At 28.2% G+C, this 23516-nt stretch carries 25 protein-coding genes; 3 read left to right on the forward strand and 22 right to left on the reverse strand.

Annotated features, from left to right (window positions below):
* Nucleotides 1-8: 8 nt before the first annotated feature.
* Nucleotides 9-1526 (reverse strand): YifB family Mg chelatase-like AAA ATPase, encoded by a 1518-nt coding sequence (locus CNEONATNEC86_RS14730; protein WP_058295940.1) that lies wholly within the window; start codon nucleotides 1524-1526, stop codon nucleotides 9-11.
* 173 nt (nucleotides 1527-1699) lie between these two features.
* On the opposite strand from CNEONATNEC86_RS14730, the gene CNEONATNEC86_RS14735 reads away from it, so the two are divergent.
* On the forward strand, nucleotides 1700-2071 hold the full coding sequence (locus CNEONATNEC86_RS14735) for a YraN family protein (protein WP_058295941.1): 372 nt from the start codon (nucleotides 1700-1702) through the stop codon (nucleotides 2069-2071).
* A 392-nt stretch (nucleotides 2072-2463) separates the two neighbouring features.
* Here the strand turns inward: CNEONATNEC86_RS14735 and CNEONATNEC86_RS14740 are convergent, their stop codons facing one another.
* From CNEONATNEC86_RS14740 to pta, 19 genes are all read right to left on the reverse strand, one after another.
* Complete coding sequence (locus CNEONATNEC86_RS14740) at nucleotides 2464-3276, reverse strand: ribonuclease HII (protein ID WP_159136315.1); 813 nt, start codon at nucleotides 3274-3276, stop codon at nucleotides 2464-2466.
* Nucleotides 3263-4129: a ribosome biogenesis GTPase YlqF gene (gene ylqF / locus CNEONATNEC86_RS14745; RefSeq protein WP_058295943.1), complete on the reverse strand. Its 867-nt coding sequence runs from the start codon at nucleotides 4127-4129 to the stop codon at nucleotides 3263-3265. Before ylqF ends, CNEONATNEC86_RS14740 begins: the two co-directional genes overlap by 14 nt.
* A 157-nt stretch (nucleotides 4130-4286) precedes the next feature.
* The gene (rplS, locus tag CNEONATNEC86_RS14750) at nucleotides 4287-4637 is read right to left on the reverse strand and encodes a 50S ribosomal protein L19 (RefSeq protein ID WP_058295944.1); all 351 of its coding nucleotides are present in this window, start codon (nucleotides 4635-4637) and stop codon (nucleotides 4287-4289) included.
* A 138-nt stretch (nucleotides 4638-4775) separates the two neighbouring features.
* The gene (gene trmD, locus CNEONATNEC86_RS14755; RefSeq protein ID WP_058295945.1) at nucleotides 4776-5492 is read right to left on the reverse strand and encodes a tRNA (guanosine(37)-N1)-methyltransferase TrmD; all 717 of its coding nucleotides are present in this window, start codon (nucleotides 5490-5492) and stop codon (nucleotides 4776-4778) included.
* Nucleotides 5482-5979 (reverse strand): ribosome maturation factor RimM, encoded by a 498-nt coding sequence (gene rimM / locus CNEONATNEC86_RS14760; protein ID WP_058295946.1) that lies wholly within the window; start codon nucleotides 5977-5979, stop codon nucleotides 5482-5484. The genes trmD and rimM overlap by 11 nt, the downstream gene beginning before the upstream one ends.
* 252 nt (nucleotides 5980-6231) lie before the next feature.
* Nucleotides 6232-6459, reverse strand: coding sequence for a KH domain-containing protein (locus CNEONATNEC86_RS14765; protein WP_058295947.1), 228 nt, complete (start codon nucleotides 6457-6459; stop codon nucleotides 6232-6234).
* 48 nt (nucleotides 6460-6507) lie between these two features.
* Nucleotides 6508-6753, reverse strand: coding sequence for a 30S ribosomal protein S16 (rpsP, locus tag CNEONATNEC86_RS14770; RefSeq protein WP_058295948.1), 246 nt, complete (start codon nucleotides 6751-6753; stop codon nucleotides 6508-6510).
* Between the two features lie 43 nt (nucleotides 6754-6796).
* Nucleotides 6797-8149 carry a signal recognition particle protein gene (gene ffh / locus CNEONATNEC86_RS14775; protein WP_058295949.1) on the reverse strand — a complete coding sequence of 451 codons (1353 nt, stop codon included), beginning with the start codon at nucleotides 8147-8149 and terminating at the stop codon, nucleotides 6797-6799.
* A 17-nt stretch (nucleotides 8150-8166) separates the two neighbouring features.
* Entirely contained in the window at nucleotides 8167-8502 is a 336-nt protein-coding gene (locus CNEONATNEC86_RS14780; RefSeq protein ID WP_058295950.1) for a putative DNA-binding protein, read from the reverse strand.
* Nucleotides 8503-8606: 104 nt separating this feature from the next.
* A complete protein-coding gene (gene ftsY, locus CNEONATNEC86_RS14785; protein WP_058295951.1) occupies nucleotides 8607-9515 on the reverse strand; it encodes a signal recognition particle-docking protein FtsY in 909 nt (302 codons plus the stop codon).
* Between the two features lie 11 nt (nucleotides 9516-9526).
* A complete protein-coding gene (gene smc / locus CNEONATNEC86_RS14790; protein WP_159136316.1) occupies nucleotides 9527-13090 on the reverse strand; it encodes a chromosome segregation protein SMC in 3564 nt (1187 codons plus the stop codon).
* Between the two features lie 266 nt (nucleotides 13091-13356).
* Nucleotides 13357-14385, reverse strand: coding sequence for an elongator complex protein 3 (locus CNEONATNEC86_RS14795; protein ID WP_058295953.1), 1029 nt, complete (start codon nucleotides 14383-14385; stop codon nucleotides 13357-13359).
* Complete coding sequence (gene rnc, locus CNEONATNEC86_RS14800; protein ID WP_058295954.1) at nucleotides 14378-15076, reverse strand: ribonuclease III; 699 nt, start codon at nucleotides 15074-15076, stop codon at nucleotides 14378-14380. The genes CNEONATNEC86_RS14795 and rnc overlap by 8 nt, the downstream gene beginning before the upstream one ends.
* A 115-nt stretch (nucleotides 15077-15191) precedes the next feature.
* Nucleotides 15192-15422 carry an acyl carrier protein gene (acpP, locus tag CNEONATNEC86_RS14805; RefSeq protein WP_058295955.1) on the reverse strand — a complete coding sequence of 77 codons (231 nt, stop codon included), beginning with the start codon at nucleotides 15420-15422 and terminating at the stop codon, nucleotides 15192-15194.
* Nucleotides 15423-15507: 85 nt separating this feature from the next.
* Complete coding sequence (plsX, locus tag CNEONATNEC86_RS14810; protein WP_058295956.1) at nucleotides 15508-16503, reverse strand: phosphate acyltransferase PlsX; 996 nt, start codon at nucleotides 16501-16503, stop codon at nucleotides 15508-15510.
* 128 nt (nucleotides 16504-16631) lie between these two features.
* The gene (gene rpmF, locus CNEONATNEC86_RS14815; protein ID WP_058295957.1) at nucleotides 16632-16814 is read right to left on the reverse strand and encodes a 50S ribosomal protein L32; all 183 of its coding nucleotides are present in this window, start codon (nucleotides 16812-16814) and stop codon (nucleotides 16632-16634) included.
* A gap of 3 nt (nucleotides 16815-16817) precedes the next feature.
* On the reverse strand, nucleotides 16818-17321 hold the full coding sequence (locus CNEONATNEC86_RS14820) for a YceD family protein (protein WP_058295958.1): 504 nt from the start codon (nucleotides 17319-17321) through the stop codon (nucleotides 16818-16820).
* A 119-nt stretch (nucleotides 17322-17440) separates the two neighbouring features.
* Complete coding sequence (locus CNEONATNEC86_RS14825) at nucleotides 17441-18637, reverse strand: acetate kinase (protein WP_159136317.1); 1197 nt, start codon at nucleotides 18635-18637, stop codon at nucleotides 17441-17443.
* Between the two features lie 18 nt (nucleotides 18638-18655).
* Nucleotides 18656-19660: a phosphate acetyltransferase gene (gene pta, locus CNEONATNEC86_RS14830; protein ID WP_058295960.1), complete on the reverse strand. Its 1005-nt coding sequence runs from the start codon at nucleotides 19658-19660 to the stop codon at nucleotides 18656-18658.
* A gap of 330 nt (nucleotides 19661-19990) precedes the next feature.
* Between pta and CNEONATNEC86_RS14835 the strand changes: the two genes are divergently transcribed.
* Nucleotides 19991-21196 (forward strand): nucleotidyltransferase, encoded by a 1206-nt coding sequence (locus CNEONATNEC86_RS14835; RefSeq protein ID WP_159136318.1) that lies wholly within the window; start codon nucleotides 19991-19993, stop codon nucleotides 21194-21196.
* A gap of 134 nt (nucleotides 21197-21330) precedes the next feature.
* Entirely contained in the window at nucleotides 21331-22500 is a 1170-nt protein-coding gene (gene ylbJ / locus CNEONATNEC86_RS14840) for a sporulation integral membrane protein YlbJ (RefSeq protein ID WP_058295962.1), read from the forward strand.
* Here the strand turns inward: ylbJ and CNEONATNEC86_RS14845 are convergent.
* Together CNEONATNEC86_RS14845 and coaD are read right to left on the reverse strand one after the other, a co-directional pair.
* Entirely contained in the window at nucleotides 22480-23022 is a 543-nt protein-coding gene (locus tag CNEONATNEC86_RS14845; protein WP_058295963.1) for a hypothetical protein, read from the reverse strand. The two genes, ylbJ and CNEONATNEC86_RS14845, sit on opposite strands and share 21 nt — an antisense overlap.
* 11 nt (nucleotides 23023-23033) lie before the next feature.
* Nucleotides 23034-23513: a pantetheine-phosphate adenylyltransferase gene (gene coaD / locus CNEONATNEC86_RS14850; RefSeq protein ID WP_058295964.1), complete on the reverse strand. Its 480-nt coding sequence runs from the start codon at nucleotides 23511-23513 to the stop codon at nucleotides 23034-23036.
* Between the last annotated feature and the right edge of the window lie 3 nt (nucleotides 23514-23516).

Raw genomic sequence — 23516 nt, forward strand, 5'->3', positions numbered from 1 at the left:
TTTTCTTTTTATATAACCTCTCCATTTATATTTTTTCTGTAACTTATTGCTTCAATAATATGTTCTTCTAAAATATCTCTTTTATTATCAATATCTGCTATAGTTCTTGCTAAATCTATTGTTTTCACATATCCTCTTAATGATATGTTTGAATTGTCATAGTAATGTTTTAAAACTTCTGTACATTTTCTATGAATTTTAAAAACTTCAAATACATCCATTCCTTTAACTTGTGAATTAAATGTGTACTTTGTATTTTTAAATCTTTCATCTTGAATTTGCCTAGCCCTCACAACGTTTTCTTTCATTATTTTTGAATCATACGAATCTTTTCTCTTCTTTATTTCATCATAAGTCAATCTTGGTACATAATTTAAAATATCCATTCTGTCTAATAACGCATTAGAAAACTTTTTTGAATATTTACTCAAGTTATTATTTAAATAAAAATCTGCACCTTGATATTCTTGATATTCATTGTTATCAACTGGATTAAAAGCTCCAACCAATAAAAAATCTGATGGAAGAGTATATGTTGTATTAAATCTATTAATATTTATTTTCTTTTCTTCTAAAGGCTCTCTTAATGATTCTAATACTTCTTTTTTAAATTCTAATATTTCATCTAAAAACAGTACTCCATTATGTGCTAATGTTATTTCACCTGGCTTAATTTCACGTCCACCACCTACAAGTCCAGCTTTTGTTACTGTATGATGTGGCATTCTAAATGGTCTTCCAAGCTTCTTACCCGTATTTAAGTTGCCAACAGAACTATATATCTTAGCAACTTCAATTAATTCTTTTTTATTTAAAGGAGGCAATATAGACAGCAAAGCTTTTGCAAGCATTGTTTTTCCACATCCCGGCTCTCCATATAAAAGTATATTATGATTTCCAGCTGCTGCAATTTCTAATGCCCTTTTTGATGAATATTGCCCTATTATATTTCCATAATCTAAATTCTGTTCTTCTTCATCAAATACTTCATCTTGAAGTTTATACGGCAAAAGATCTTCATATGTTATAAAATCTATAGCTTCTTTTAGAGTTTTAAACGGAAAATAATTTCCATCATTAAAATAATATGTTTCTTCTAAATTATCATAAGAAAAGATAAATTTATTTTTATTTTCATTAATTCCTTGAAGTATTATTGGAATCATCCCTTTTATTCCTTTTAGTTCCCCAAATAAAGATAATTCACCAAAAACTATATATTCACTTAAATCTTTATTTTTAATTTGATTAGATTCCATAAGAATACCTAACGCTATTGGTAAATCTAAAAGTGAACCAATCTTTTTTACATCAGCAGGTGCCAAATTGATAGTTATTCTTCCAAGAGGAAAATTATATCCGCTATTAATTATAGCCGCTCTTACCCTCTCTCTAGCTTCTTTAACTGAAGCATCCGGAAGACCGACTATATTAAACATAGGTAATCCTTTGCATATATCTACCTCAACTTTAATTAAAATCCCTTCTAAACCATTATTAGTAGCACTTGTAATTTTTACTGCCATCCTTTTCACCTCTTAAAATTATGCATATAAATTATTATTAATTCCATTAACAAGATTATAGACAGATAATAGATTATTAATTCTATAAAATTGAATAAATTGATTTTTTTCTCTTTTTGTTGTTAATAATATAATTAAATTAAATATATTTTTTTAATTTAAGGGAGAAATTTATGAAAAAGTTTAATAAAGCAATAGGCAGCCTAGGTGAAAATTTAGCAATAGATTATTTGAAACAAAATAAATATAAAATACTAGATACTAATTTTAAAAACCGTTTTGGAGAGATAGATATCATCTCTAAGAAGGATGATTTAATTATAATAATAGAAGTAAAAGGAAGGTTTGGAGTAGCTTACGGCTTTCCAAGTGAATCTGTTAATCTTTCTAAACAAAAAAATATTATAAAGGTAACCAATTCATATCTATATATAAATAATCTTTATAAACACAATATAAGATTTGATATAATTGAAATATTTCTTAACCATATAACTAATTCTTATAAAATAAATCATATAGTAGATGCCTTTAGAATAAATTAGAATCATAATATAAATGTTTGCTTCCATAATCTTTCTTCATTATTTTCTATTTACATAACTTCTTTTTCTAGCAAGTTAATCTTATTACGTACCTGTTAGTTTTATTAACTGCTGTACTTTAACTAACTATTTTTACTTCAGTTCTCAATTATGGCACAATAAATCTTTTATATATATTTACTTTTATATTCAGAAAAATATATAAATACATAATCTTAAAAATAAAAACACTTAAGAATTTGCTTATTTGTTGGGAATTGTAGTCCTAAGCCAGTATAATTTTACATTATACTTAATGCTTAATAAGAACACTGACTAATAATTTATTTAAATAAATTAAAAGTAGAGAATACTATTTTTTATAGCGATTCTCTACTTTTAAAATATAATATTTATAATAACTTTGTTAAAAAACTTTTTCTATGTATATCACATATTCCATACTTTTTTAAAGCTTCCACGTGTTTTTGAGTTCCGTATCCAACATTATTGTCAAAGTCATATTGACTATATTCTTTTGAATATTTTTTCATGAGATTATCTCTATAATCTTTAGCTACAATTGAAGCAGCTGCAATACTCGCACTTTTAGTATCTCCTTTTATAACGCTTTTATTTAAAATATTTATTCCTTTTACCAAATATCCATCTGATAAAACCAAATCTGGTTTTACTTTTAACGAATTACAGCTTTCTAAAAATACTTTATTATTTGAATACGCTATTCCTTTTTCATCAATTTCTTTATTTGATGATATTGAAATACTATATGCAATAGCTTTTTCTTTTATTATTTCTGCCAGTTTATTTCTCATAGATTCTTTTATTTTCTTTGAATCATTTAAATATAATATTAAATCTTCATCTATAACTTTTAAGTCAAGTACTACTGCACATGCTACTATTGGACCTGCTAATGGTCCTCTTCCTACCTCATCTACACCTGCTATGTATTTATAATTTCCAAATGATTTATCAAATTCATACATTGATTTAACTCTATTTATTTCATTTAAATACAAGTCCAATTCCTTCTTTATTTTAGTTCCTAATGAAATAACATTTTTTCTTTTATCGCTAGACAAAACTTCAATTATCTCAAAAATTTCATTAGACTTATAGCTTTCCTCAATAGAAATTCCTTTTATAAGTTCTTTTATTTTATTAAAAGGCAGCTTTTCTAATTCTTTATTAATTATCTTCATTGTTTTCCTCCAAAGGGGATTCTAAAGATATCTTTCCAATCTTTCCACCTCTAAACTCATCAAGTAAAATGACTGCCAATCTATTGTAATCAATTTGTCCCCCCGAAATTAAAGTACCTCTCTTTTTACCTATAGCATCTAATGTGTCTATTGGATTTTCAAAAATTTCATTTAATTTATATCTTTCCTTTAATTCTTTTCCATATGTGTTTTGAAGACGTTCTACAAGTTTTAATGCTAATTCTTCAATATCCATTATTTCATCTTTTATTGCCCCTGTAAAAGCTAAATTTAATGCAGTATTATCATCTTCAAATTTAGGCCATAATACTCCCGGAGTATCTAATAGCTCTATTCCTATACTTGTTTTTATCCATTGCTTGCTCTTTGTAACCCCTGGCTTATCACCAGTTTTAGCTATATTATTTCTTGCCATTTTATTTATAAAAGTAGATTTTCCGACATTAGGAATACCAACAACCATAACTCTTGTTATGATCTTTACCATTCCCTTAGCTTTTAGTCTATCATGCTTTTCTTTTAATAAATCCAATAAAGCTGGCTTTATAGCATTCAACCCATCACCTTTCAAGCAATTTACTTCAAGTACTCTTACTTCCTCTTTAGTAAGATATTTAATCCACTCTTTAGTTGTTTTAGAATCAGTAAGATCACTTTTGTTTAAAAGTATAATTCTTGGCTTTCCTTGTAATAAATTATCTATATCGGGATTAGCTGATGATCTAGGTATTCTTGCATCCCTAATTTCTATAACAGCATCAACTAATTTCAAATTTTCTTTAATTTCCCTTTGAGTCTTTCTCATATGCCCTGGGAACCAATTTATCGCCATATATATTCCTCCTGTTTTATATAATATATAAAAATTCTTTATAAATCTAAATTTATTTATATTATGTCTAAATATACTTAATATAAACAATATTAAATATACTTATTTTTAAAAAATTAAATATAAAAAAAAGGACTAAAACAGTCCCTTTTTATTATTATCTAGTTAATAATTCTTTAACCTTAGCAGCTTTACCAACTCTATCTCTTAAGTAGTAAAGTTTAGCTCTTCTTACTTTACCTCTTCTTGCGATTTCAATCTTTTCGATAACTGGTGAGTTTATTGGGAATGTTCTTTCAACTCCAGTTCCGTAAGCAACTCTTCTTACAGTGAAAGTTTCTCTTAATCCACCATTTTGCTTTTTGATTACAGTTCCTTCGAACATTTGAACTCTTTCTTTGTTACCTTCTTGGATTCTAACATATACTTTGATAGTATCTCCAATATTAAAGTTTGGTAAATCGTTTCTTAATTGTTCAGCTTCTATAGCTCTTATAATTTCGTTCATTGTGCTTTCCCTCCTTTAAGATAATTTGACGTTCTTAACATATTAATAGTGCATGACAGAGGAACGCCCGTACTAGCACAAAGTTAATGATAACATATGTTTTTTTATTTTTCAACAAAAATTATAATATTTATAATTTTATTTCTTCTTTTCTTTTAAAAGCTTCATATCCTCTTTAGTTAATATAATATTCTTATACAAATCTGGTCTTCTTAACTTTGTAATATTAAGAGATTGCACTCTTCTCCATTTTCTAATATTCTCATGGTGTCCTGATAATAAAATTCCTGGCACTTCATCTCCTTCAAAGTTCTGAGGTCTAGTATACTGGGGATATTCTAAAAGGCCATCGTAAAAAGACTCCTCCATAAAGCTTTCTTCTTTTCCAAGAACACCTGGAATAAGTCTTAAAATACAATCTATAGTAGGTATAGCTGCCATTTCTCCTCCAGTCAGTACAAAATCACCAAGGGAAATTTCCATATCTATATGCTTATAGACTCTTTCATCAATACCTTCATAATGTCCACACAAAAATATAAGATTTTCTTCTTTAGATAATTCCTTAGCCATAGCTTGAGTCAACGTCTTGCCTCTTGGTCCTAAAAAAATAACCTTTCCTTTATTACTCTTCTTAGCATTCCTTATGCTGTCTACAATAGGCTGTGGTGCCATTACCATACCTGCTCCACCACCATAAGGATAATCATCAACTTTTTTATGTTTATCCAATGTAAAATCTCTTATATTTATAATATCCATATCTACAATTTTATTTTCTTTGGCTCTTCCAATTATACTATGATCAAATATAGTAAACATTTCTGGAAAAAGTGTTAATATACTAATCTTCATCTTGCCATTCACCTACAGGTCTTATAAGTACTTTCATATTTTCTATATCTACATCTAAAACTATATCTCTAAGTACTGGAATTAATAATTCTTTTGGTTCTTTAATCCAGTATACATCATTATTTTTAGTGCTTATTACATCAAAAATTTTTCCAAGCTCTTTTCCATTTACATCATATACTATACACTTTTTCAAATCTGAAACATAATAAGTATCTTCTGGGAGCTTTTCTTCCTTGTCTCTTGGTACTTCTATGTATTTTTGCTTATACATTTCAGCATCATTCATAGTATCTATACCCTCTATTTTTAAAATCACTCTATCCTTTTGAAACTTAACTCCTAAAATGTTCATTTCAACTCCACCTACAAGAACACTCTTATATTTTTTAAACTTATTTACATCTTCTGTTAAAGGATAGACTTTTACTTCACCTTTTATTCCATGAGTATTAATTATTTGTCCTATTTTAAATAATTCTGCCAAATCTAATTCCACCTTCTTTAATTAAATTTTATTCTATATATCTTATTTTCATAAATATCTATATTATATGTTTTATTCTCAATGTGAATTTTACATTTTCAATAAAATATTGTCAATCATATTTAAAATTTATCGTTTTGATTCTGGTCTCATTTACCTGTTATGATAATATTTATTATATTAATTACAATATATAATTTATTAAATAAAAAGGATGTTCAAAACAATACATTTTGAACACCCGCTTCATTCTTAGATGATTTCTACTAAAACTCGTTTATTATGTTTTACTGCTGCTGCTTTTACTACCGTTCTAATAGCTTTTGCTATTCTTCCTTGTTTTCCAATTACTTTTCCAACATCCTCTGGAGCTACTTTTAACTCTAATATGATAGAAGCTTCCCCATCAATCTCATTAACAGTAACAGCATCAGGATTATCAACAAGGGATTTAGCTATATATTCAACTAATTCCTTCATAAACGTTCTATAATTAGTATATACTAATTATAGTTTCACCTCCAAAAATTACTTAATAAGACCTGCATTAGTTAAAAGTCTCTTAACTGTTTCTGTTGGTTGAGCTCCATTAGATAACCATTGGCTAACTTTTTCTTCATTAACTTTAACTTCAACTGGTTCAGTTAAAGGGTTGTAGTATCCAATTTCTTCGATGAATTTACCATCTCTTGGAGATCTTGAATCAGCAACAACTATTCTATAGAAAGGAGCTTTTTTAGCACCCATTCTTCTTAATCTCATTTTTACTGCCATTTTAATTTCACCTCCTTTATAGGATTATGATATATTTCAAATTCTAGAAAGGTAACTTGCCAAATAGGCCGCCCTTCTTAACTTGCTTTTGCATTGATTTCATCTGCTTCATGTTCTTTTTCATCATTTCATAACTTTTCATTAATTTATTAACTTCTTGAATTGATGTCCCTGAACCTTTTGCAATTCTTGTTTTTCTTGACATTGACTTTGCTACAAGATTTGGATTTCTTCTTTCCTTAGCAGTCATTGAGTGAATTATAGCTTTAGTCATTGCCATTGTAGCTTCGCCTTTGCTTAAATCAACACCTTGTAATTCTTTTGCATTCATACCTGGTATCATTTCTAAAAGTTTGTTAAGTGGTCCAAGCTTAGCCATTTGATCCATAGCCATTAAGTAATCTTCAAAATTAAATTCTTGATTTAACATTCTCTTACCTAAATCAGCTGCTTCTTTTTCATCTATTGCTTCTTGAGCTTTTTCTATAAGTGATAATACATCTCCCATTCCAAGAATTCTAGATGACATTCTGTCTGGATAAAACACTTCAAAATCATTCATCTTTTCACCAACACCAATATATTTTATCGGTTTGTTAGTTATGCTTTTTATTGAAAGTGCGGCACCACCTCTTGTATCACCATCTAATTTAGTAAGAATAACTCCAGTTAAATCCAAGTCGCTATTAAAGCTTTCTGCAACATTAACAGCATCTTGACCAGTCATAGAATCTACTACTAATAATATTTCTGATGGATTAACATTTTCTTTTATATCTTTTAATTCTGTCATTAGTTCTTCATCAATATGAAGTCTACCTGCAGTATCTATTATAACTACATTATTTCCATTATCCTTTGCATGAGCAATACCAGCTTTAGCTATATCAACAGCACTTACTTTATCCCCCATTTGGAATACTGGAATTTCAATTTGCTTTCCTACCACTTCTAATTGTTTAATTGCAGCAGGTCTATATATGTCACAAGCTACAAGTAATGGTTTCTTGTTATTTTTTCTTAAGTTTAACGCAAGCTTACCACACATTGTAGTTTTACCTGCACCTTGAAGTCCAACTAACATTATAACTGTAAGTCCACTACTGCTATAGTTTATTTTACTTTCACTTCCACCCATAAGATTAGTAAGTTCTTCATTAACTATTTTTATAACTTGTTGTCCTGGTGTCAAACTTTCAAGCACATCACTGCCTACACATTTACTACTTACAGTTGAAACAAAAGTTTTAACTACCTTATAGTTAACATCCGCTTCTAATAAAGCAAGCTTTACTTCTCTCATGGCTTCTTTTATATCTTTTTCAGTTAATTTACCTTTACCCCTTAATTTCTTAAAGGTTGCCTGTAATTTTTCTCCTAAACCTTCAAAAGCCATGTATACTTACCTCCTTTTTATAAATTTTCTAGTTTTTCTTTATATCTCAAAATTTCACCATTATCAATTGAATGATTAATTTTTAAGTCTTCTAAAAAATCTATAATTTTTTTATTTTTTTCAATACTCTTTTGAAGTAAGTTAAGCTTACCCTCATAGGACAAAAGCTGCTTATAACATCTTTTGATTAGGTCATGAATTGCCTGTCGACTTGTTTTATTTAATTCAGCTATTTCTGCTAAAGATAAATCATCATTATAATATAAGTCCATTATGTCTGCTTGTTTTTCAGTTAATAATGGTCCATATAAATCCATTAATAATGATATTTCAAATCGCTCTTTTTCATCCATGTTTAATCACCTTACCCACAAAAGAGATTTTATCAAGATTTTATATAAGTGTCAAGTATTTTTACTTAACACTTATATATTTTTTTAAATGATTTTATTTTTGCCTAAATTAAAACTTCTGCAAACTCTTCTGCATTGAATTCTTGAAGATCTTCAATTCCTTCTCCAACCCCAATATACTTAACTGGAATCTTTAATGTTTGTTTTATTGATAAAACCACACCACCTTTTGCAGTTCCATCTAACTTAGTTAATATTATTCCATCAATAGGACATACCTCCATAAATTGTTTTGCTTGAATCACTGCATTTTGTCCTGTAGTTCCATCTAAAACTAATAAAGTTTCTTTTTTATAAGAAGATAATTCTCTATCTATAATTCTATTTATTTTCTCAAGTTCATTCATTAAATTCTTTTTATTATGAAGTCTTCCAGCAGTATCACATATAAGAAGATCTACATCTCTTGCTTTAGTTGCTTCTATGGCATCAAAAACAACTGCCGCTGGATCTGACCCTTCTTGTTGTTTTACTATATCAACATTTGCACGCTTACTCCATATTTCAAGCTGATCTATAGCAGCTGCTCTGAATGTATCTGCCGCTGCAAGTAAAACTTTTTTCCCTTCTTCTTTATTTTTAGCTGCTAATTTTCCAATTGAAGTTGTTTTTCCAACTCCATTTACGCCTATTATAAGCATAACCTTTTTATCAGCTTCTTCTTCTTCCTTTGTATCCTCAAGTAACATTTCTTTAATCACTTCTTTTAATGCTGGTGTTACTTCTGCTGGATCATTTATTTTTTCCTTTCTTATTTTACTTCTTAATCTTTCTATTAATTCTACTGTTGTATCCATACCAATATCACTGGTTATTAATATTTCTTCAAGTTCTTCATATAAATCTTCATCTATTGTTATCGCTAGTTTTAAAGCCTCATTTATTTTATCTGTCAATCCATCTCTTGTTTTAGATAATCCATCCTTTAGTTTATCAAACAACTTTCCAAACATCTTAATTCCTCCTAGTCAAAATCATTGCTTAAGTCTACTGACACTACTTTAGATACACCTTTTTCTTCCATAGTAACTCCATAAATTATATCACTTGCCTCCATTGTTCCTTTTCTATGTGTTATAACTATAAATTGAGTTTTTTCAGAAAACTTAGTTAAAAACTCTGCATATCTATAAACATTAGCATCATCTAATGCCGCCTCTATTTCATCTAAAATGCAGAATGGCGTTGGTTTCATCTTTAATATTGCAAATAATAATGCAATAGCTGATAAAACTTTTTCTCCCCCTGACATAAGATTTATGTTTTGAAGCTTCTTTCCTGGCGGTTCAACGTTTATATCTATATTTGCATCAAGCTCGTCACCTTCGCCTAAAATAAGTTCTGCACTTCCTCCTTTAAATAAATCTTTAAAGGTTTCATTAAAATTATAATTTAATATCTTAAAATTTTCCTTAAATACACTTTTCATTTCAAGTGTCATTTCTTCTATTACTGATATAAGTTCTTCTTTTGCTTTTTCTAAATCTTCTGCTTGAGATGACATAAATTCATATTTGTCTTTAATTTCTTCGTATTCTTGTATTGCACCTAAATTTACAACTCCAAGTTTTGTTATTTTAGCCTTTGTTACTTGAATCTCTTCTTTTAATATCTTTTCATCTGTTACAGGTTCACATATTTCTAATGCTTCTGCATAAGTTAATTCTAATTCTTCATTAAGCTTTTTATAAATATGCTCATTTTCTGATTCTTTTTTAGCTTTAATTATTTCTCTCTTATTTACTTCCATTTCTTTATTAGCAACTTCATCTAGTACTCCGCTAATAAGATTATCTTTCTCTTTAAACTCTTGCTTAAGTTTTTCTTTTAGTATTTCTTCATCTTTAAAATTAAGCTCAAGTTTTTGTATTTCGTTATTCTTCTCTTCAATGGATTTTTTCTTGTTTTTTATATCATTAGTTAAAGATAAAATGTTATTACTATTATTTACACTTTCTTCTTTTAAAATCACATTCTTTTCTTCAAAATCATTAACTTCTTTATTCATTCTTAGAAGTTCATTTTTCTTACTTTCTAACGCTTCATCTAAAGCAGCCTTATTTATTTTCATCTCAGTCAGTTTAGATGATATATTATCTAATTTTTGTTGTTTTTCTTTAAGATATTGTTCAAGTCCTGTTATCCTATTTTTATTGGATAAATCTTCACTTTCAACATTTTTTATTTGTTCTTCTTTTTCTTTAAGAGTTATATCTATTTTATTTCTTTCATTTATAATTTTTCTTAATTCTTCTTTATTTATTTCTAAACTTTTAGCAAGCTTATTTGTATCATTTTGCAAATTTTTCTTTTCTTCTTGTTTCTTTGTAGAATCAATATTTTTTGCATGAACTTCATCTCTTTTATTTAATATGTCTTCATCTAACTGCTTTATCTTTTGCTTTAAGTCATTGGCCTCTGAAACAAGAATATCACAACTCTCTTTTTTCTTAAATATTTCTTTTTCAAGTTCTTCTATCTCTCTTTTTCTTCCTAAAACATTAGTATTTTTTCCTTTTATACTACCACCAGTTAAAGCCCCTCCTGGATTTATTACTTCACCATCTAATGTAACTATTCTATAGCTATAATTACTAATTTTAGCTATGTTTAAAGCACAATCCATATTACTACAAATTATCGTTCTACCTAAAGTATAGTCCATTATATTTTGATACAATGGGGCATAAGTGATTATTTCACTTCCTATGCCTATAAAACCTTTTTCTTGTGTTATATTTGAACTTAAAGATAGCTTTTTACCTTTTATTATATTTAAAGGTAAAAATGTTGCTCTTCCAAGCTTATTACTTTTTAAATACCCTATAAGATTTTTTGCTACTTCTTCGTTTTTAGTTATTACATTTGAAATAGCTGAACCAAGTGCAATCTCTATAGCTGTTTCATATTGTTTTTCAACTTTAAAAATCTCTCCTAATACCTTTGTATCCTCTGCTTTGGAAATTTTATTATTATGAATAGATTCCATTAATGATTTAACTGATCTGTTATATCCTTCATAGTGCTTTTCTAAATTTTCAAGCATATTTTTATTTGCTTCAAGTCTAGTTAAATTTCTATTTAATTCCCTAAACTCGTTTTCTTTTCTTGTTAAATTTCCTGATAGTGCACTAATCTTTTTCTTATTGACTTCTATCTCTTCATTCAAATCTTTTATTTCAGTGTTTTTTAATTCAATCTCAACTTCTAGACTTTTATACGTCTGTGTATTTATGAGTATATTGTGCTCTAAAGAAATAATAGATGAATTAAGCTGCTCTTCTCTTTCATTTTTAATAGTTATTTCTTTATTTATAAGTGCAATCTCATTTTTTATCTCTGAATTTTTTCTTAAAAGATCTATTTCGCCTTTTTTTAAAGTTCTAAGTTCTTCTTCAACTTTTTCTATTTCTTTAAGAACATCATTGTTTGTTGACTCATATAAAGTTATTTCTTCATCTTTAGCTTTTTGTTCGTTTTTCTTTTCTTCTAATTCTTTTTCTAAAAATTCCTTATTTTCTTTTATATAAGATATTTTTATTTTAATATCATTAATCTCAGTATCATTTCTTTTAATTCTTTCTTCAAGTGATTTTATTCTTTCATTGTAAAGATCAATTTCCTTTGACTCTTCACCTATAATCTCCTTTAAGTTGTAATATTGCTCTTTTTCTTCTAGAGTCTTTTTGTCTATTTCCTCAATTTTTTCCTCTAATTTTTTAAGTTCTATCTTATCATTAGATATCTTTTGCCTTTGCTCTTCAATTTCTTTAATACGATTATTTAAATCTTCAGTAATACTTTTAAGCTCATCTTCCATTCCTTTTATTACGTGAACAATAAGTGATACTTCTTTTTTCTTTAAACCATTGGATAACTCATTGAATTCTAAAGCCTTTTCTCTTTCAATTCTTAATGGTTCAATTCTTTCTTCATATGTTGAAATAATATCATTTATTCTTACTAAATTTTCATCTGTATTAGCTAATTTTTTTTCTGCTTCTTCTTTTCTATTTTTAAACTTTACTATTCCAGCAGCTTCCTCTATTAACGATCTTCTATCCTCTGGTCTTCCGCTTAATATAGCTTCTATTTTTCCTTGTCCTATTAATGAATATCCTTCTTTTCCTATACCTGTATCCATAAATAAATTATTTATGTCTTTTAATCTACATTTTGAATTATTGATTAAATATTCAGATTCTCCAGATCTAAATATTCTTCTTGATACAGTAACCTCATTATATTCTGTTGAAAGCTTACCATCGCTATTATCTAATGTAAGCGATACCTGAGCTAATCCTACTGGCTTTCTAAATTGGGTTCCAGCAAATATTACATCCTCCATCTTTCCGCCTCTTAGAACCTTTATGCTCTGTTCACCAAGAACCCATCTTACCGAATCTGAAATATTACTTTTCCCGCTACCATTAGGACCAACAACAGCGGTCACTCCTTTTTTAAATTTCAACTCTGTTTTATCTGCAAATGACTTAAAGCCACGTATCTCAAGGGATTTTAAAAACAAATTTCCCACTCCTTACACTAAAATAAAAGTATAGTAGGAATAAATCCTATAACGAAAATTAATATAATAAAAATAGTTATAGCTACTATCATTTTTTCTCTTGTCTTTTTCTTCATAAATAAACCACCTCTCATTATTATTAAGTTTATAGTAAAGATTAGAAAATTTCAATAATTAGAAATTTTTCATCATATAGTAGTCCTTAGATTTTATTTATTATTAATTTATAATTATCGAAACATATGAAAAGCGAGAGTTTCCTCTCGCTAAAATATTATATCCATTTTCTTTTCATCTAACAATAGCTTAATATTTCCTCTTAAAATATTATCACTTTGTTTAACTTCTACTTTTTTATTAAGCGCCTTAAGCTTATTAAAATACAATTTTTTATTCGCATATAGCTTGCTTATATCTTTTGAATTTATTTCTATTGTAAATTCACTAATATTTTTAGTATTTTCTATTATTTTATCAATGATTAAACTTCCTTCAACAAGTTCCCTAAACGCTGGATGAAATGGCCCTGAAATCACATCCTTACCTTCTGCAATACTGTCTGTAGGTTGAAGTCCTATCCTTATTACATTTACGCCAGCATTTCTGTACATATCATACATAACTTTGCTTATTTCAACAGCTTCTTCAAGCGTATAAGGTATGTATGTATTACGCTTATACATTATCTCCATCGGTGTATCTTTTATTACCAATGATGGATATATCCTACATATGTCCGGATTCATCTGTAATGAACACTCAACAGTCTTAATATCAGTTTCAAAAGTATCTCCTGGAAGTCCAGGCATTATTTGATGACCTAATATAATATTATACTCCTTAATAAGCTTTGATGCCTTTACCACATCTTCTACAGTATGCCCTCTTCCGGCCTTCTTTAATACCTCAGAATCTAAAGACTGAACTCCAAGTTCTATTATATCTACACTATATTCTTTTAAATAATTTAAAATATAATCATTTATATAATCTGGTCTTGTTGAAAGCCTTATTTTTTTTATAAGGCCTTTATCTTTATATTCCTTGGCTATACTTAAAAATTCTTTTTGTTTTTCCTCTTTTATTCCAGTAAATGTTCCTCCAAAGAACGATACTTCAACTATAGCTTTTGAATTATCAATAGTTTCCAAATATTCATTTATAGTTTTTCTAACTATTTGACTCGTTACTTGTTCATCTAGTCCAGTTATTCTGTCCTGATTACAAAAAACACATTTATGAGGGCACCCTTCTTGAGGAACAAATATTGGAATTATATAATAATTTTTACTCATTTATTTCGCCTAATATCTTCAAAGCTGCTTTTGCTGCATTTTGTTCTGCTTCTTTTTTACTGTATCCTTCGCCTTCTCCCATAATTTTATTATCAATAACCACATTAATAAAAAATTTACGTCTATGAGGAGGTCCTTCATACTTTATTAAATCATAATGTATTACCACCTCTCCATCCTGTTGAAGAAGCTCTTGAAGCTTTGTTTTAAAATCTAAAACAATTTCATTGTTTATTGCTTTATGTATTATCTTTTCAAAATGTAATAATATAAAATCTCTTACAAAGCCTATACCTTTATCCAAATAAACTGCAGCAATTACTGCCTCTACACAGTCAGCTTGAATAGATATTCTTTCTCTCCCTCCTGTAAGTTCTTCACCTTTACTCATTCTAATATATTTTCCTAGCTGTAACCTTTTTGCTATTTCAAATAAAGAATTTTCACAAACTATGAGACTTCTTATTTTAGTTAATTCACCTTCAGTCTTATCCTTAAATTTATTAAATAGATATTCAGTAATACATAATTGCAAAACAGAATCACCTAAAAATTCAAGCCTCTCATTATACTCTGCATCCTTGAATTGATTTCCAAAGGAACTATGTGTAAGTGCTGTCTTTAATAACGTATGATTATTAAAATAAACTCCTAGATTATCTTCAATTTCATTAAGTGTATACTTATTCACTTTTAAAATCCACTCCTTGAAGTTTATTCTTCAATTTGCTTTTAGCGTTTAAACAAATTCAAGAATAAACTAGTTATAAATAAATATAAAATCCCGCAACATACGCGGGATTGTTTTATTCTTCGTGATGAGCTTTTACGTATTCTACAACGTCTCCAACTGTTTTGAAGTTTTCAACATCTTCATCTGGAATTTCCATTTCTAGTTCATCTTCAAGTGCCATTACAAGTTCAACAATGTCTAATGAATCAGCATTAAGGTCATCAATGAATGACGCTTCCATAGTAACGCTTTCTGCATCTATGCTTAACTTATCTGCAATTATCGCCTGTATTTTTTCAAACATTACTTTCACCTCCCACGTTCTACATTTAGATAATATTATATAATATCCTACTCGTCAATATAAGTTTGATATATTTTTATTAATTTTAATTATTAAACTCATTTTTCATATGATTCAATACATCATTTTTATAGAAAATATCGGTCTGTCTAATAGCATTTTTAAAGGCTCTTGCATCAGAACTTCCATGTGCTTTAATACATATGCCATCAACCCCTAGAAATGGTGCTCCACCATATTCTTTATAATCAAATCGTTTCATTATTTTCTTTAAAACTGGCTTTAACAATAAAACCCCTGCTTTAGAAATAATTGATGATTTCATAATTTCATCTTTCATTACTTTTAAAAGAGTTGATGCAGTTCCTTCATACATTTTTAAAGCTGTATTTCCTACAAATCCATCACTAACAAGTATATTAGTATCTCCAGTCGAAATATCTCTTGGTTCTACATTTCCAATAAAATTAAGTTCATTATGCTCTTTTAGAAGCTGATAAGTAGATTTTGTTAGTTCATTTCCCTTTTCTTCTTCTGCGCCTATATTTATAAGTCCTACAGTTGGATTTTTTACATTAAACACTTTTTCATAATATACTTTACCCATCTTAGCAAATTGGACTAAATAAGAAGGTTTACAATCAACATTAGCACCAACATCAACTATCATAAAACTTCCGTTTCTTCCTGGCATAATAGGGGCTAATGCTGGTCTTTCTACACCTTTCATTCTTCCTACTATGAATGTACATCCAGCTAAAAATGCTCCTGTACTGCCACCTGATATTACCGCATCACAAGTTCCATCTTTAACAAGGTTCATAGCTTTTACTAAACTTGAATCTTTCTTTTTTCTTACTGCCATAACAGGGTGTTCATTAGTTGATATAACTTCAGTAGCATCTATAACATTTATCTTATCTTTTTCATAATTATATTTTGATAATTCCTCATTTATTTCTTTTTCAGGGCCAGTAATATACATCTCAATATCTTTATATTCCTCTAAAGCCTGAATTATACCTTCTATAACAGCTGCTGGTGCATTATCTCCACCCATCCCATCTATTGCTATTTTCACTAAACTCACTCCTTTCTAGCTTAATAAGTTTCAAAATAACATTTTCTCTCTTTAATATATAATTATACTACTACTTAATATATTATCATAATTATATAAAAAGAAAAGAAAGTCATAAAGACTTTCTTTTAGTTTTCAGAAGCTACAACTTCCTTACCTTTGTAATAACCACATTTTTTACACACTCTGTGAGCAAGCTTCATTTCGTGGCATTGTGGACATTCTACTATACCAGGTAAACTAGCTTTAAAAGTTTGAGCTCTTCTTTTCTTAGTTCTAGCACTACATTGCTTTCTAGCTGGACAACCCATTCATTACACCTCCTTATTTTTGAAAAAACCCTTTAAGACTTCAAAACGTACATCTACGTCCTCTTTATCACATGTGCATGAACCATGATTTAAATTACATCCACATGTTTGACAAAGCCCCTTACAGTTGGTTTTACATACTCTTTTAATAGGTAAAGTTGAAATAATACTAGTTTCAACTACTTCATTGATGTCTAAAACATCATCAATTACAATAATAGCTTCATCTTCTGAATTGCTATCATTTGTAAACCTTTCTTCTATATCAATATCTATTGGATAGATAAAGGTATCTAAACATCTTGAACAATTCATTTCTAAATTGACTTTAATATTAATATTCAGCAATAAAATATTATCTTTAGAAGATATATCTCCCTGCACACTGCAAGAACTGACTGGTTTTATAATATCGCCTTCAAATTCAAATGGATTCATTTCAAAAGTATAGTCAATATTTTTATGTCTGCCTTTTCCTGAAACAATATCTGAAATTTGTATTTTCATAATAGCTTAATCCAAATATAATTTAAAATATATGGATCTTTCTGTCACTCCTTGCTTATATATTTATATCAAACACCACTAATTATATAAAGTCACACCTCAAAAGTCAAGTTATTTTACTACTTTGTTAAAGCTAATGTTTCTTTTGCTATCATTAACTCTTCGTTTGTAGGTATTACAAATACTTTTACCTTTGAATCTTCAGTAGAAATTTCCATACCTTCACCGATATCCTGATTATCATTCTTCTTTAAATCAATTTTTATTCCTAGGAATTCCATGTCTATTAAGGCTCTTTCTCTTATTTCAGGTGCATGTTCTCCTATACCTGCTGTAAACACAATTGCATCTAGTCCTGCCATAGCAGCTGCATAAGCTCCTATTTGCTTCTTTATTTGATATCCATAAATATCCATTGTAAGTAATGCTCTTTTGTTATTCTCTCTTGCAGCACTTCTTATATCTCTAAAATCAGTACCCACGCCTGATATTCCAAGCACTCCAGATTTCTTATTTAATATTTCATCCATTTCTTCTATTGAATATCCCTTTTCTTTCATTAAATAAGTTACAATTGCCGGATCAATGCTACCACTTCTTGAGCCCATTATAATTCCATCAAGAGGTGTAAATCCCATTGTAGTATCTACAGATGTCCCGCCATCAACTGCTGTAACACTAACACCATTACCTAAATGACAAGTAATAGTCTTAATGTCTTTAATATTTTTCCCCATAACTTCAGCAACTTTTCCTGCTACATATTTATGAGATGTTCCATGGAATCCATATCTTCTTATATGATCTTCTTCATAATATTCATATGGTATTGGATACATAAATGCTTTTTGAGGCATTGTTTGATGAAATGCAGTATCAAATACAGCTACCATTGGAGTATTTGGCATAAGTGCCATACAAGCTTTTATTCCAATTATATTAGCTGGATTATGAAGTGGTGCTAAACTTACTAAGTCTTCTAAGTTTTTCATAACTTCTTCGTTAATCACTACCGATGTTGAGTATTTTTCTCCACCATGAACAACTCTATGTCCTACTGCACTTATTTCATCCATTGAATTTATAACACCATTGGCCTTATCAACTAAAGTATTTAACACTAAGTCTATAGCTACTTTATGATCTTTGAGATCTGTTTCTACTATATATTTTTCTCTTCCTTCTACTTTTTGAGTTAATATACCATCAATTCCTATTCTTTCAACCAACCCTTGTGCCAATACATTCTCATTACTCATATCAATAAGTTGATATTTTAATGACGAACTGCCACAATTTATAACTAATACTTTCATTTCAAATTCCCCTTTTTCTTATTTTGCTACGCTTTGTGCCTGAACGGCTGTTAACGCTACTACATTAACTATATCGTCAGCTGTACATCCTCTTGACAAGTCATTTATAGGCTTTGCAAATCCCTGACATATTGGACCAATTGCTTTTGCATTTGCAAATCTTTGTACTAATTTATAACCTATATTTCCTGATTGTAAATCTGGGAAAATTAATACATTTGCTTTTCCTGCAACTTTACTATCTGGAGCTTTTTGATCTGCAACTGACTTAACTATAGCAGCATCTAATTGTAATTCCCCATCTATTAATAAATCTGGTCTTAATTCATTAGCTTTCTTAGTTGCATTTCTAACTTTATCTACAGCTTCATGATCTGCGCTCCCCATTGTAGAGAACGATAACATAGCAACTCTTGGTTCCATATCGCATAGTCTTTTAGCTGTTTCAGCTGTAGCTATTGCAATTGCTGCTAATTGATCTTCAGTTGGATTTGGATTAACTGCACAATCTGAAAATAAAAGTGATCCTTCTTCTCCATATTCTGATGCTGGAACTTGCATTATAAAGAAACTGGAAACTACTGATACCCCTGGTGCTGTCTTTATTATTTGAAGTCCTGGTCTAAGTAAATCTCCTGTTGTATGAATAGCACCTGAAACCATTCCATCTGCGTCATCACACTTCACCATCATTGTTGCAAAATATAACGGATCTCTAACGATTCTATTAGCTTTTTCCATTGTGATACCTTTATTTTTTCTAAGGTCATAAAATGCATTAATGTATTTTTCTAAATCATTAGATTCCTCTGGATCAATTATTTCTATATTAGAAACATCCACATCTATATCATGAGCCTTTTTCATTATTTCTTCTTTATTTCCTATTAAAATCGGATTTGCTAACCCTAATTCATATATTTTTTGTGCGGCTGTCACATTACGTTCTTCATTACCTTCTGGCAAAACTATATTTTTCTTATTTGCTTTTGCAGATTGCCATATTTTTTTCATAAGATCCATAATTCTTTCTCCTTTCATTAATTGTAAATCTATATTAATAATATACTCCTTTGTGTATGGTCTTTTCAACCATAAATATAGAATTCATTAGATTTGTAATAATCTAAATTATCTGATAATAAGCCTTCAAATTAGTAATACCGTCATTATATATTTTTTGATATAAAAATTAAATATCTATTATTTTTTATGTTAAACAAAATATTATCAATTTATTTAGTATTTACAAAATTTCACATTAATATAATAACTTTTTACTTGATTATCACCTAATATAATTATATAGTATACTATTGATACATTAAAAATTATAATACATATACAAAGGAGATGATTACCATAATAACAGGCATAATAACAGAATATAATCCATTTCATAATGGGCACAAATATCATTTAGAGCAAGCGAAAAAAGACACTAGCGCTAATAGTATAGTTTGTGTAATGAGTGGTAACTTTATGCAACGAGGAATTCCAGCATTAATCGACAAATGGAAAAGAGCAGAGATTGCTGTAAAAAATGGTGTAGATTTAGTATTAGAACTGCCGCTCGTTTACTCTGTCTCATCAGCTGAACATTTTGCTTTTGGAAGTGTATCTTTATTAAATAGATTAAATATTATTGATAACTTATATTTCGGCAGTGAAAGTGGAAATGTAAATATACTAAAAGATATATCAGAAATTCTTATTAAAGAACCTGATGAATACAGACTCTCTTTAAAAAATAACCTAGATAAAGGGCTTCCTTTTCATATAAGTAGATCAAATGCATTAATTGAATATTTTAAAAACGACAATATTAAAGATGTTTTATCTAATTCAAATAATATCTTAGGCATTGAATATATTAAGTCCTTGATGAAATTAAAAAGCAATATAACTCCTGCAACTCTTAAACGTGAAGGTGGTACTTATAATAGTACTCAGTTAAATTCTAACTTTTCCTCAGCTACATCAATAAGAAAGCATTTAAGAAATAGTAGCGTAGATATGATAAAAAATGAGGTTCCTATGGAAACATATAAAATTTTAAAAGATTTAATTTTTTCAGGTTATCCATTTATATTTGAAGAAGATATATTTAAATATATAAAATATAAATTACTTTTAGATGGAAATTCTCTTTCAAAAATTCCTGATGTTTCTGAAGGTTTAGATAATAGAATACTTAACAGTATATTAAAATGCAACTCTTTAAATGAATTAATATTAGAATCTAAAAGCAAACGATATACTTATACAAGATTAAATAGAATTTTAACTCAATATTTTTTAAATCTTGAAAAATATGATTTATTTAAACTGACAAAATCTCCAGCACCTTATGCCAGAGTTTTAGCTTTTAATTCTAATGGAAAGAGTATTCTAAAGAAAATAAAGGATAACAGTGATATTGAAATAATAACTAAAATGCCGAAAAAAAATTTAAATGAACATCTAGAAATAGATATTCTTGGCACAAAAGCATACTCCCTTTTAAATAATAAAATCAATCCTATGGATGATTATTTAAAAAGTCCTATCATAATATAATTTAATTTAACATAACCATAAGATATATACATTTTAAATTTTATTTTTAATTAATTATGTATCAAAGTAATTATTATGTTTTGATAAAATCTATTTTAATCTATAAAATTTTATCTTAATTCTGAGGTGATTTAATGTATACTGCAATCTTATGGTTATTTATTATTGTTTTAACTATTATATTAATTAAACTCTTAAACATAAAAATCAATGTTTTAATCTGCATAAGTATTTCTGTTTTAATAGTGCTATTTGCTGCAAATATAAACTTAAGTTTAAATGCTGCTATAGAAGGAAGTAAATTATGGTATAAAGCCATTTTACCCACCACATTTCCTTTTGTTGTAATATGCAATCTTCTGATTTATTATGATGGCATAAGTTTATATTCAAAAATACTTGGTCCATTAATTTGCAAACCACTTAATTTGTCTGAAAATTGTTCTTTTCCTATAGTAGCAAGTTTATTGTGTGGTTATCCACTTGGTGCTAAATATTGTGTTGATTTATACAATATGAATTATTTAGATAAAGAAGAATATATAAGGCTATTGAATATTGCATCCAATGTTGGTCCAATTTTCCTAATAGGTTCAGTAGCAACTGCTTTATTGAATAATGTATACTTTGGTTACATACTTCTAGCATCTAGTTATTTATCTATTATTTTTATAGGAATAATTACAAAAAAAAAGAGAACTTCATCTAATAAAAGTTCTCTTCGCTTAAATAAAAAATGTGATTTTAATTTTGGAACAGCTATTAAAAACTCAATTGAAAATGCTATAAATACTACTTTATCAATAGGTGGTTTTATAATAATATTTTCAGTAATAATAGCACTAGTAAAAAATAGTTCTTCTATACATTCTTTATGTTCATATATAGAAAACATATTAAGTCTCCCTTTTGATGCCATCTATGGATCATTCCTAGGAAGTATAGAAATTACTAATGGATGCAGTATATTATCAAAGATAGATTTACAATTACCATTAAAAATAAGCATAATAAGTTTTTTATGTTCTTTTTCTGGATTAGCAATAATAGCTCAAGTAAGTTCCTTTGTTAGTTCAACTAATATAAAATACTCAAGATATATATTTATAAAGTTTATTCAAGGTATATTCAGCTTTATTGCAACATTTATACTTATGAACCTTTTACCAACTACTGCTTATTCTTCCTCAATCATATTACATTCACACTTCAGTATTTTTTATATGTTTACACCACTTTTATTGCTGCTTGTACTCACAATTATATTAAAAGTAACAAATAATTTATTTTTTCATGCTTCTTAATTCTTTTACATTATCTCTTATAACATCACATGCACCAGTAAGACTTATGTCAATTTCTTTTGCTGCAATTTCAAAACTTGCTTGCATGTTTCTAATTAATTTTATTTTTTCTTCTTCTATAGCTGAATCTAACTGACTTAGCATTTCATCTGAGTAATCTCTTGAACCAAGTCTTATAGCTTTTGCGTCTCTTTGTGCAGAAGCTATAATTTCTTGTGCACGTACTTTTGCTTCTTTAACAATATCATGATTTTCAACATTTTGCCTCATCATAGCCATTGTTTCTTTTCTAAGTGCATCATACTCTTTTTTTGCTTCGGTAAGTATTCTTTCTCTTTCATTCATTACCCATTCTGCTTTTTTAAATTGGTCTGGAAGATAATTAATTATTTGATCTACTATTTCTATTATTTCTTTTTTATCTACCATAACCTTACTACTCATAGGAACCTTCGGTGAATTATCAACTATATCCTGCAAATATTCAAGTAGCTCTATTATATTTACATCTATTTTCTCCATAAAAACACCCCTTATACTTTGATTTTATCAATAACATTCTGAAGAATTTCCTTTGGAACAAGTCTTTCAATGCTACCATTAAATTCTGCAATCTGCTTAACATTTGATGAACTTATATGTAAATATTCCGGAGATGACATCATACATATAGTTTCTATATCATTATTCAATTCTTTATTTATAATTGCCATTTGCATTTCATACTCAAAATCACATGTTGTTCTTATTCCTTTTAAAATAACATTAATATTTCTTTCCTTCAAAAAATTAACCAATAATCCGTCAAAACTTACTACTTCCACATTCTCAATATCGCTAGTTACTTTTTTTATTAACTCTACTCTTTCATCAATATCAAACAAGTGCTTCTTTTCAACATTAATTAAAACCGCCACAATTATTTTATCAAAAACCTTTGATCCTCTTCTTATTATATCCAAATGTCCATTGGTTATTGGATCAAAGCTTCCTGGATAAACAGCTATTTTCATATT

The sequence above is a fragment of the Clostridium neonatale genome, from assembly GCF_900465025.1.
Taxonomy (GTDB): domain Bacteria; phylum Bacillota; class Clostridia; order Clostridiales; family Clostridiaceae; genus Clostridium; species Clostridium neonatale.

Bases quoted from the DNA above. Each gene is read 5' to 3' on its own strand.
- CNEONATNEC86_RS14730 (WP_058295940.1), bottom strand. From the start codon at position 1,526: ATGGCAGTAAAAATTACAAGTGCTACTAATAATGGTTTAGAAGGGATT.
- CNEONATNEC86_RS14735 (WP_058295941.1), top strand. From the start codon at position 1,700: ATGAAAAAGTTTAATAAAGCAATAGGCAGCCTAGGTGAAAATTTAGCA.
- CNEONATNEC86_RS14740 (WP_159136315.1), bottom strand. From the start codon at position 3,276: ATGAAGATAATTAATAAAGAATTAGAAAAGCTGCCTTTTAATAAAATA.
- ylqF (WP_058295943.1), bottom strand. From the start codon at position 4,129: ATGGCGATAAATTGGTTCCCAGGGCATATGAGAAAGACTCAAAGGGAA.
- rplS (WP_058295944.1), bottom strand. From the start codon at position 4,637: ATGAACGAAATTATAAGAGCTATAGAAGCTGAACAATTAAGAAACGAT.
- trmD (WP_058295945.1), bottom strand. From the start codon at position 5,492: ATGAAGATTAGTATATTAACACTTTTTCCAGAAATGTTTACTATATTT.
- CNEONATNEC86_RS14765 (WP_058295947.1), bottom strand. From the start codon at position 6,459: ATGAAGGAATTAGTTGAATATATAGCTAAATCCCTTGTTGATAATCCT.
- rpsP (WP_058295948.1), bottom strand. From the start codon at position 6,753: ATGGCAGTAAAAATGAGATTAAGAAGAATGGGTGCTAAAAAAGCTCCT.
- ffh (WP_058295949.1), bottom strand. From the start codon at position 8,149: ATGGCTTTTGAAGGTTTAGGAGAAAAATTACAGGCAACCTTTAAGAAA.
- CNEONATNEC86_RS14780 (WP_058295950.1), bottom strand. From the start codon at position 8,502: ATGGATGAAAAAGAGCGATTTGAAATATCATTATTAATGGATTTATAT.
- ftsY (WP_058295951.1), bottom strand. From the start codon at position 9,515: ATGTTTGGAAAGTTGTTTGATAAACTAAAGGATGGATTATCTAAAACA.
- CNEONATNEC86_RS14795 (WP_058295953.1), bottom strand. From the start codon at position 14,385: ATGAGTAAAAATTATTATATAATTCCAATATTTGTTCCTCAAGAAGGG.
- acpP (WP_058295955.1), bottom strand. From the start codon at position 15,422: ATGTTTGAAAAAATACAGGCGATAATTGCAGATAAGTTAAGCATAGAT.
- rpmF (WP_058295957.1), bottom strand. From the start codon at position 16,814: ATGGGTTGTCCAGCTAGAAAGCAATGTAGTGCTAGAACTAAGAAAAGA.
- CNEONATNEC86_RS14820 (WP_058295958.1), bottom strand. From the start codon at position 17,321: ATGAAAATACAAATTTCAGATATTGTTTCAGGAAAAGGCAGACATAAA.
- CNEONATNEC86_RS14825 (WP_159136317.1), bottom strand. From the start codon at position 18,637: ATGAAAGTATTAGTTATAAATTGTGGCAGTTCGTCATTAAAATATCAA.
- pta (WP_058295960.1), bottom strand. From the start codon at position 19,660: ATGGATCTTATGAAAAAAATATGGCAATCTGCAAAAGCAAATAAGAAA.
- CNEONATNEC86_RS14835 (WP_159136318.1), top strand. From the start codon at position 19,991: ATGATTACCATAATAACAGGCATAATAACAGAATATAATCCATTTCAT.
- ylbJ (WP_058295962.1), top strand. From the start codon at position 21,331: ATGTATACTGCAATCTTATGGTTATTTATTATTGTTTTAACTATTATA.
- CNEONATNEC86_RS14845 (WP_058295963.1), bottom strand. From the start codon at position 23,022: ATGGAGAAAATAGATGTAAATATAATAGAGCTACTTGAATATTTGCAG.
- coaD (WP_058295964.1), bottom strand. From the start codon at position 23,513: ATGAAAATAGCTGTTTATCCAGGAAGCTTTGATCCAATAACCAATGGA.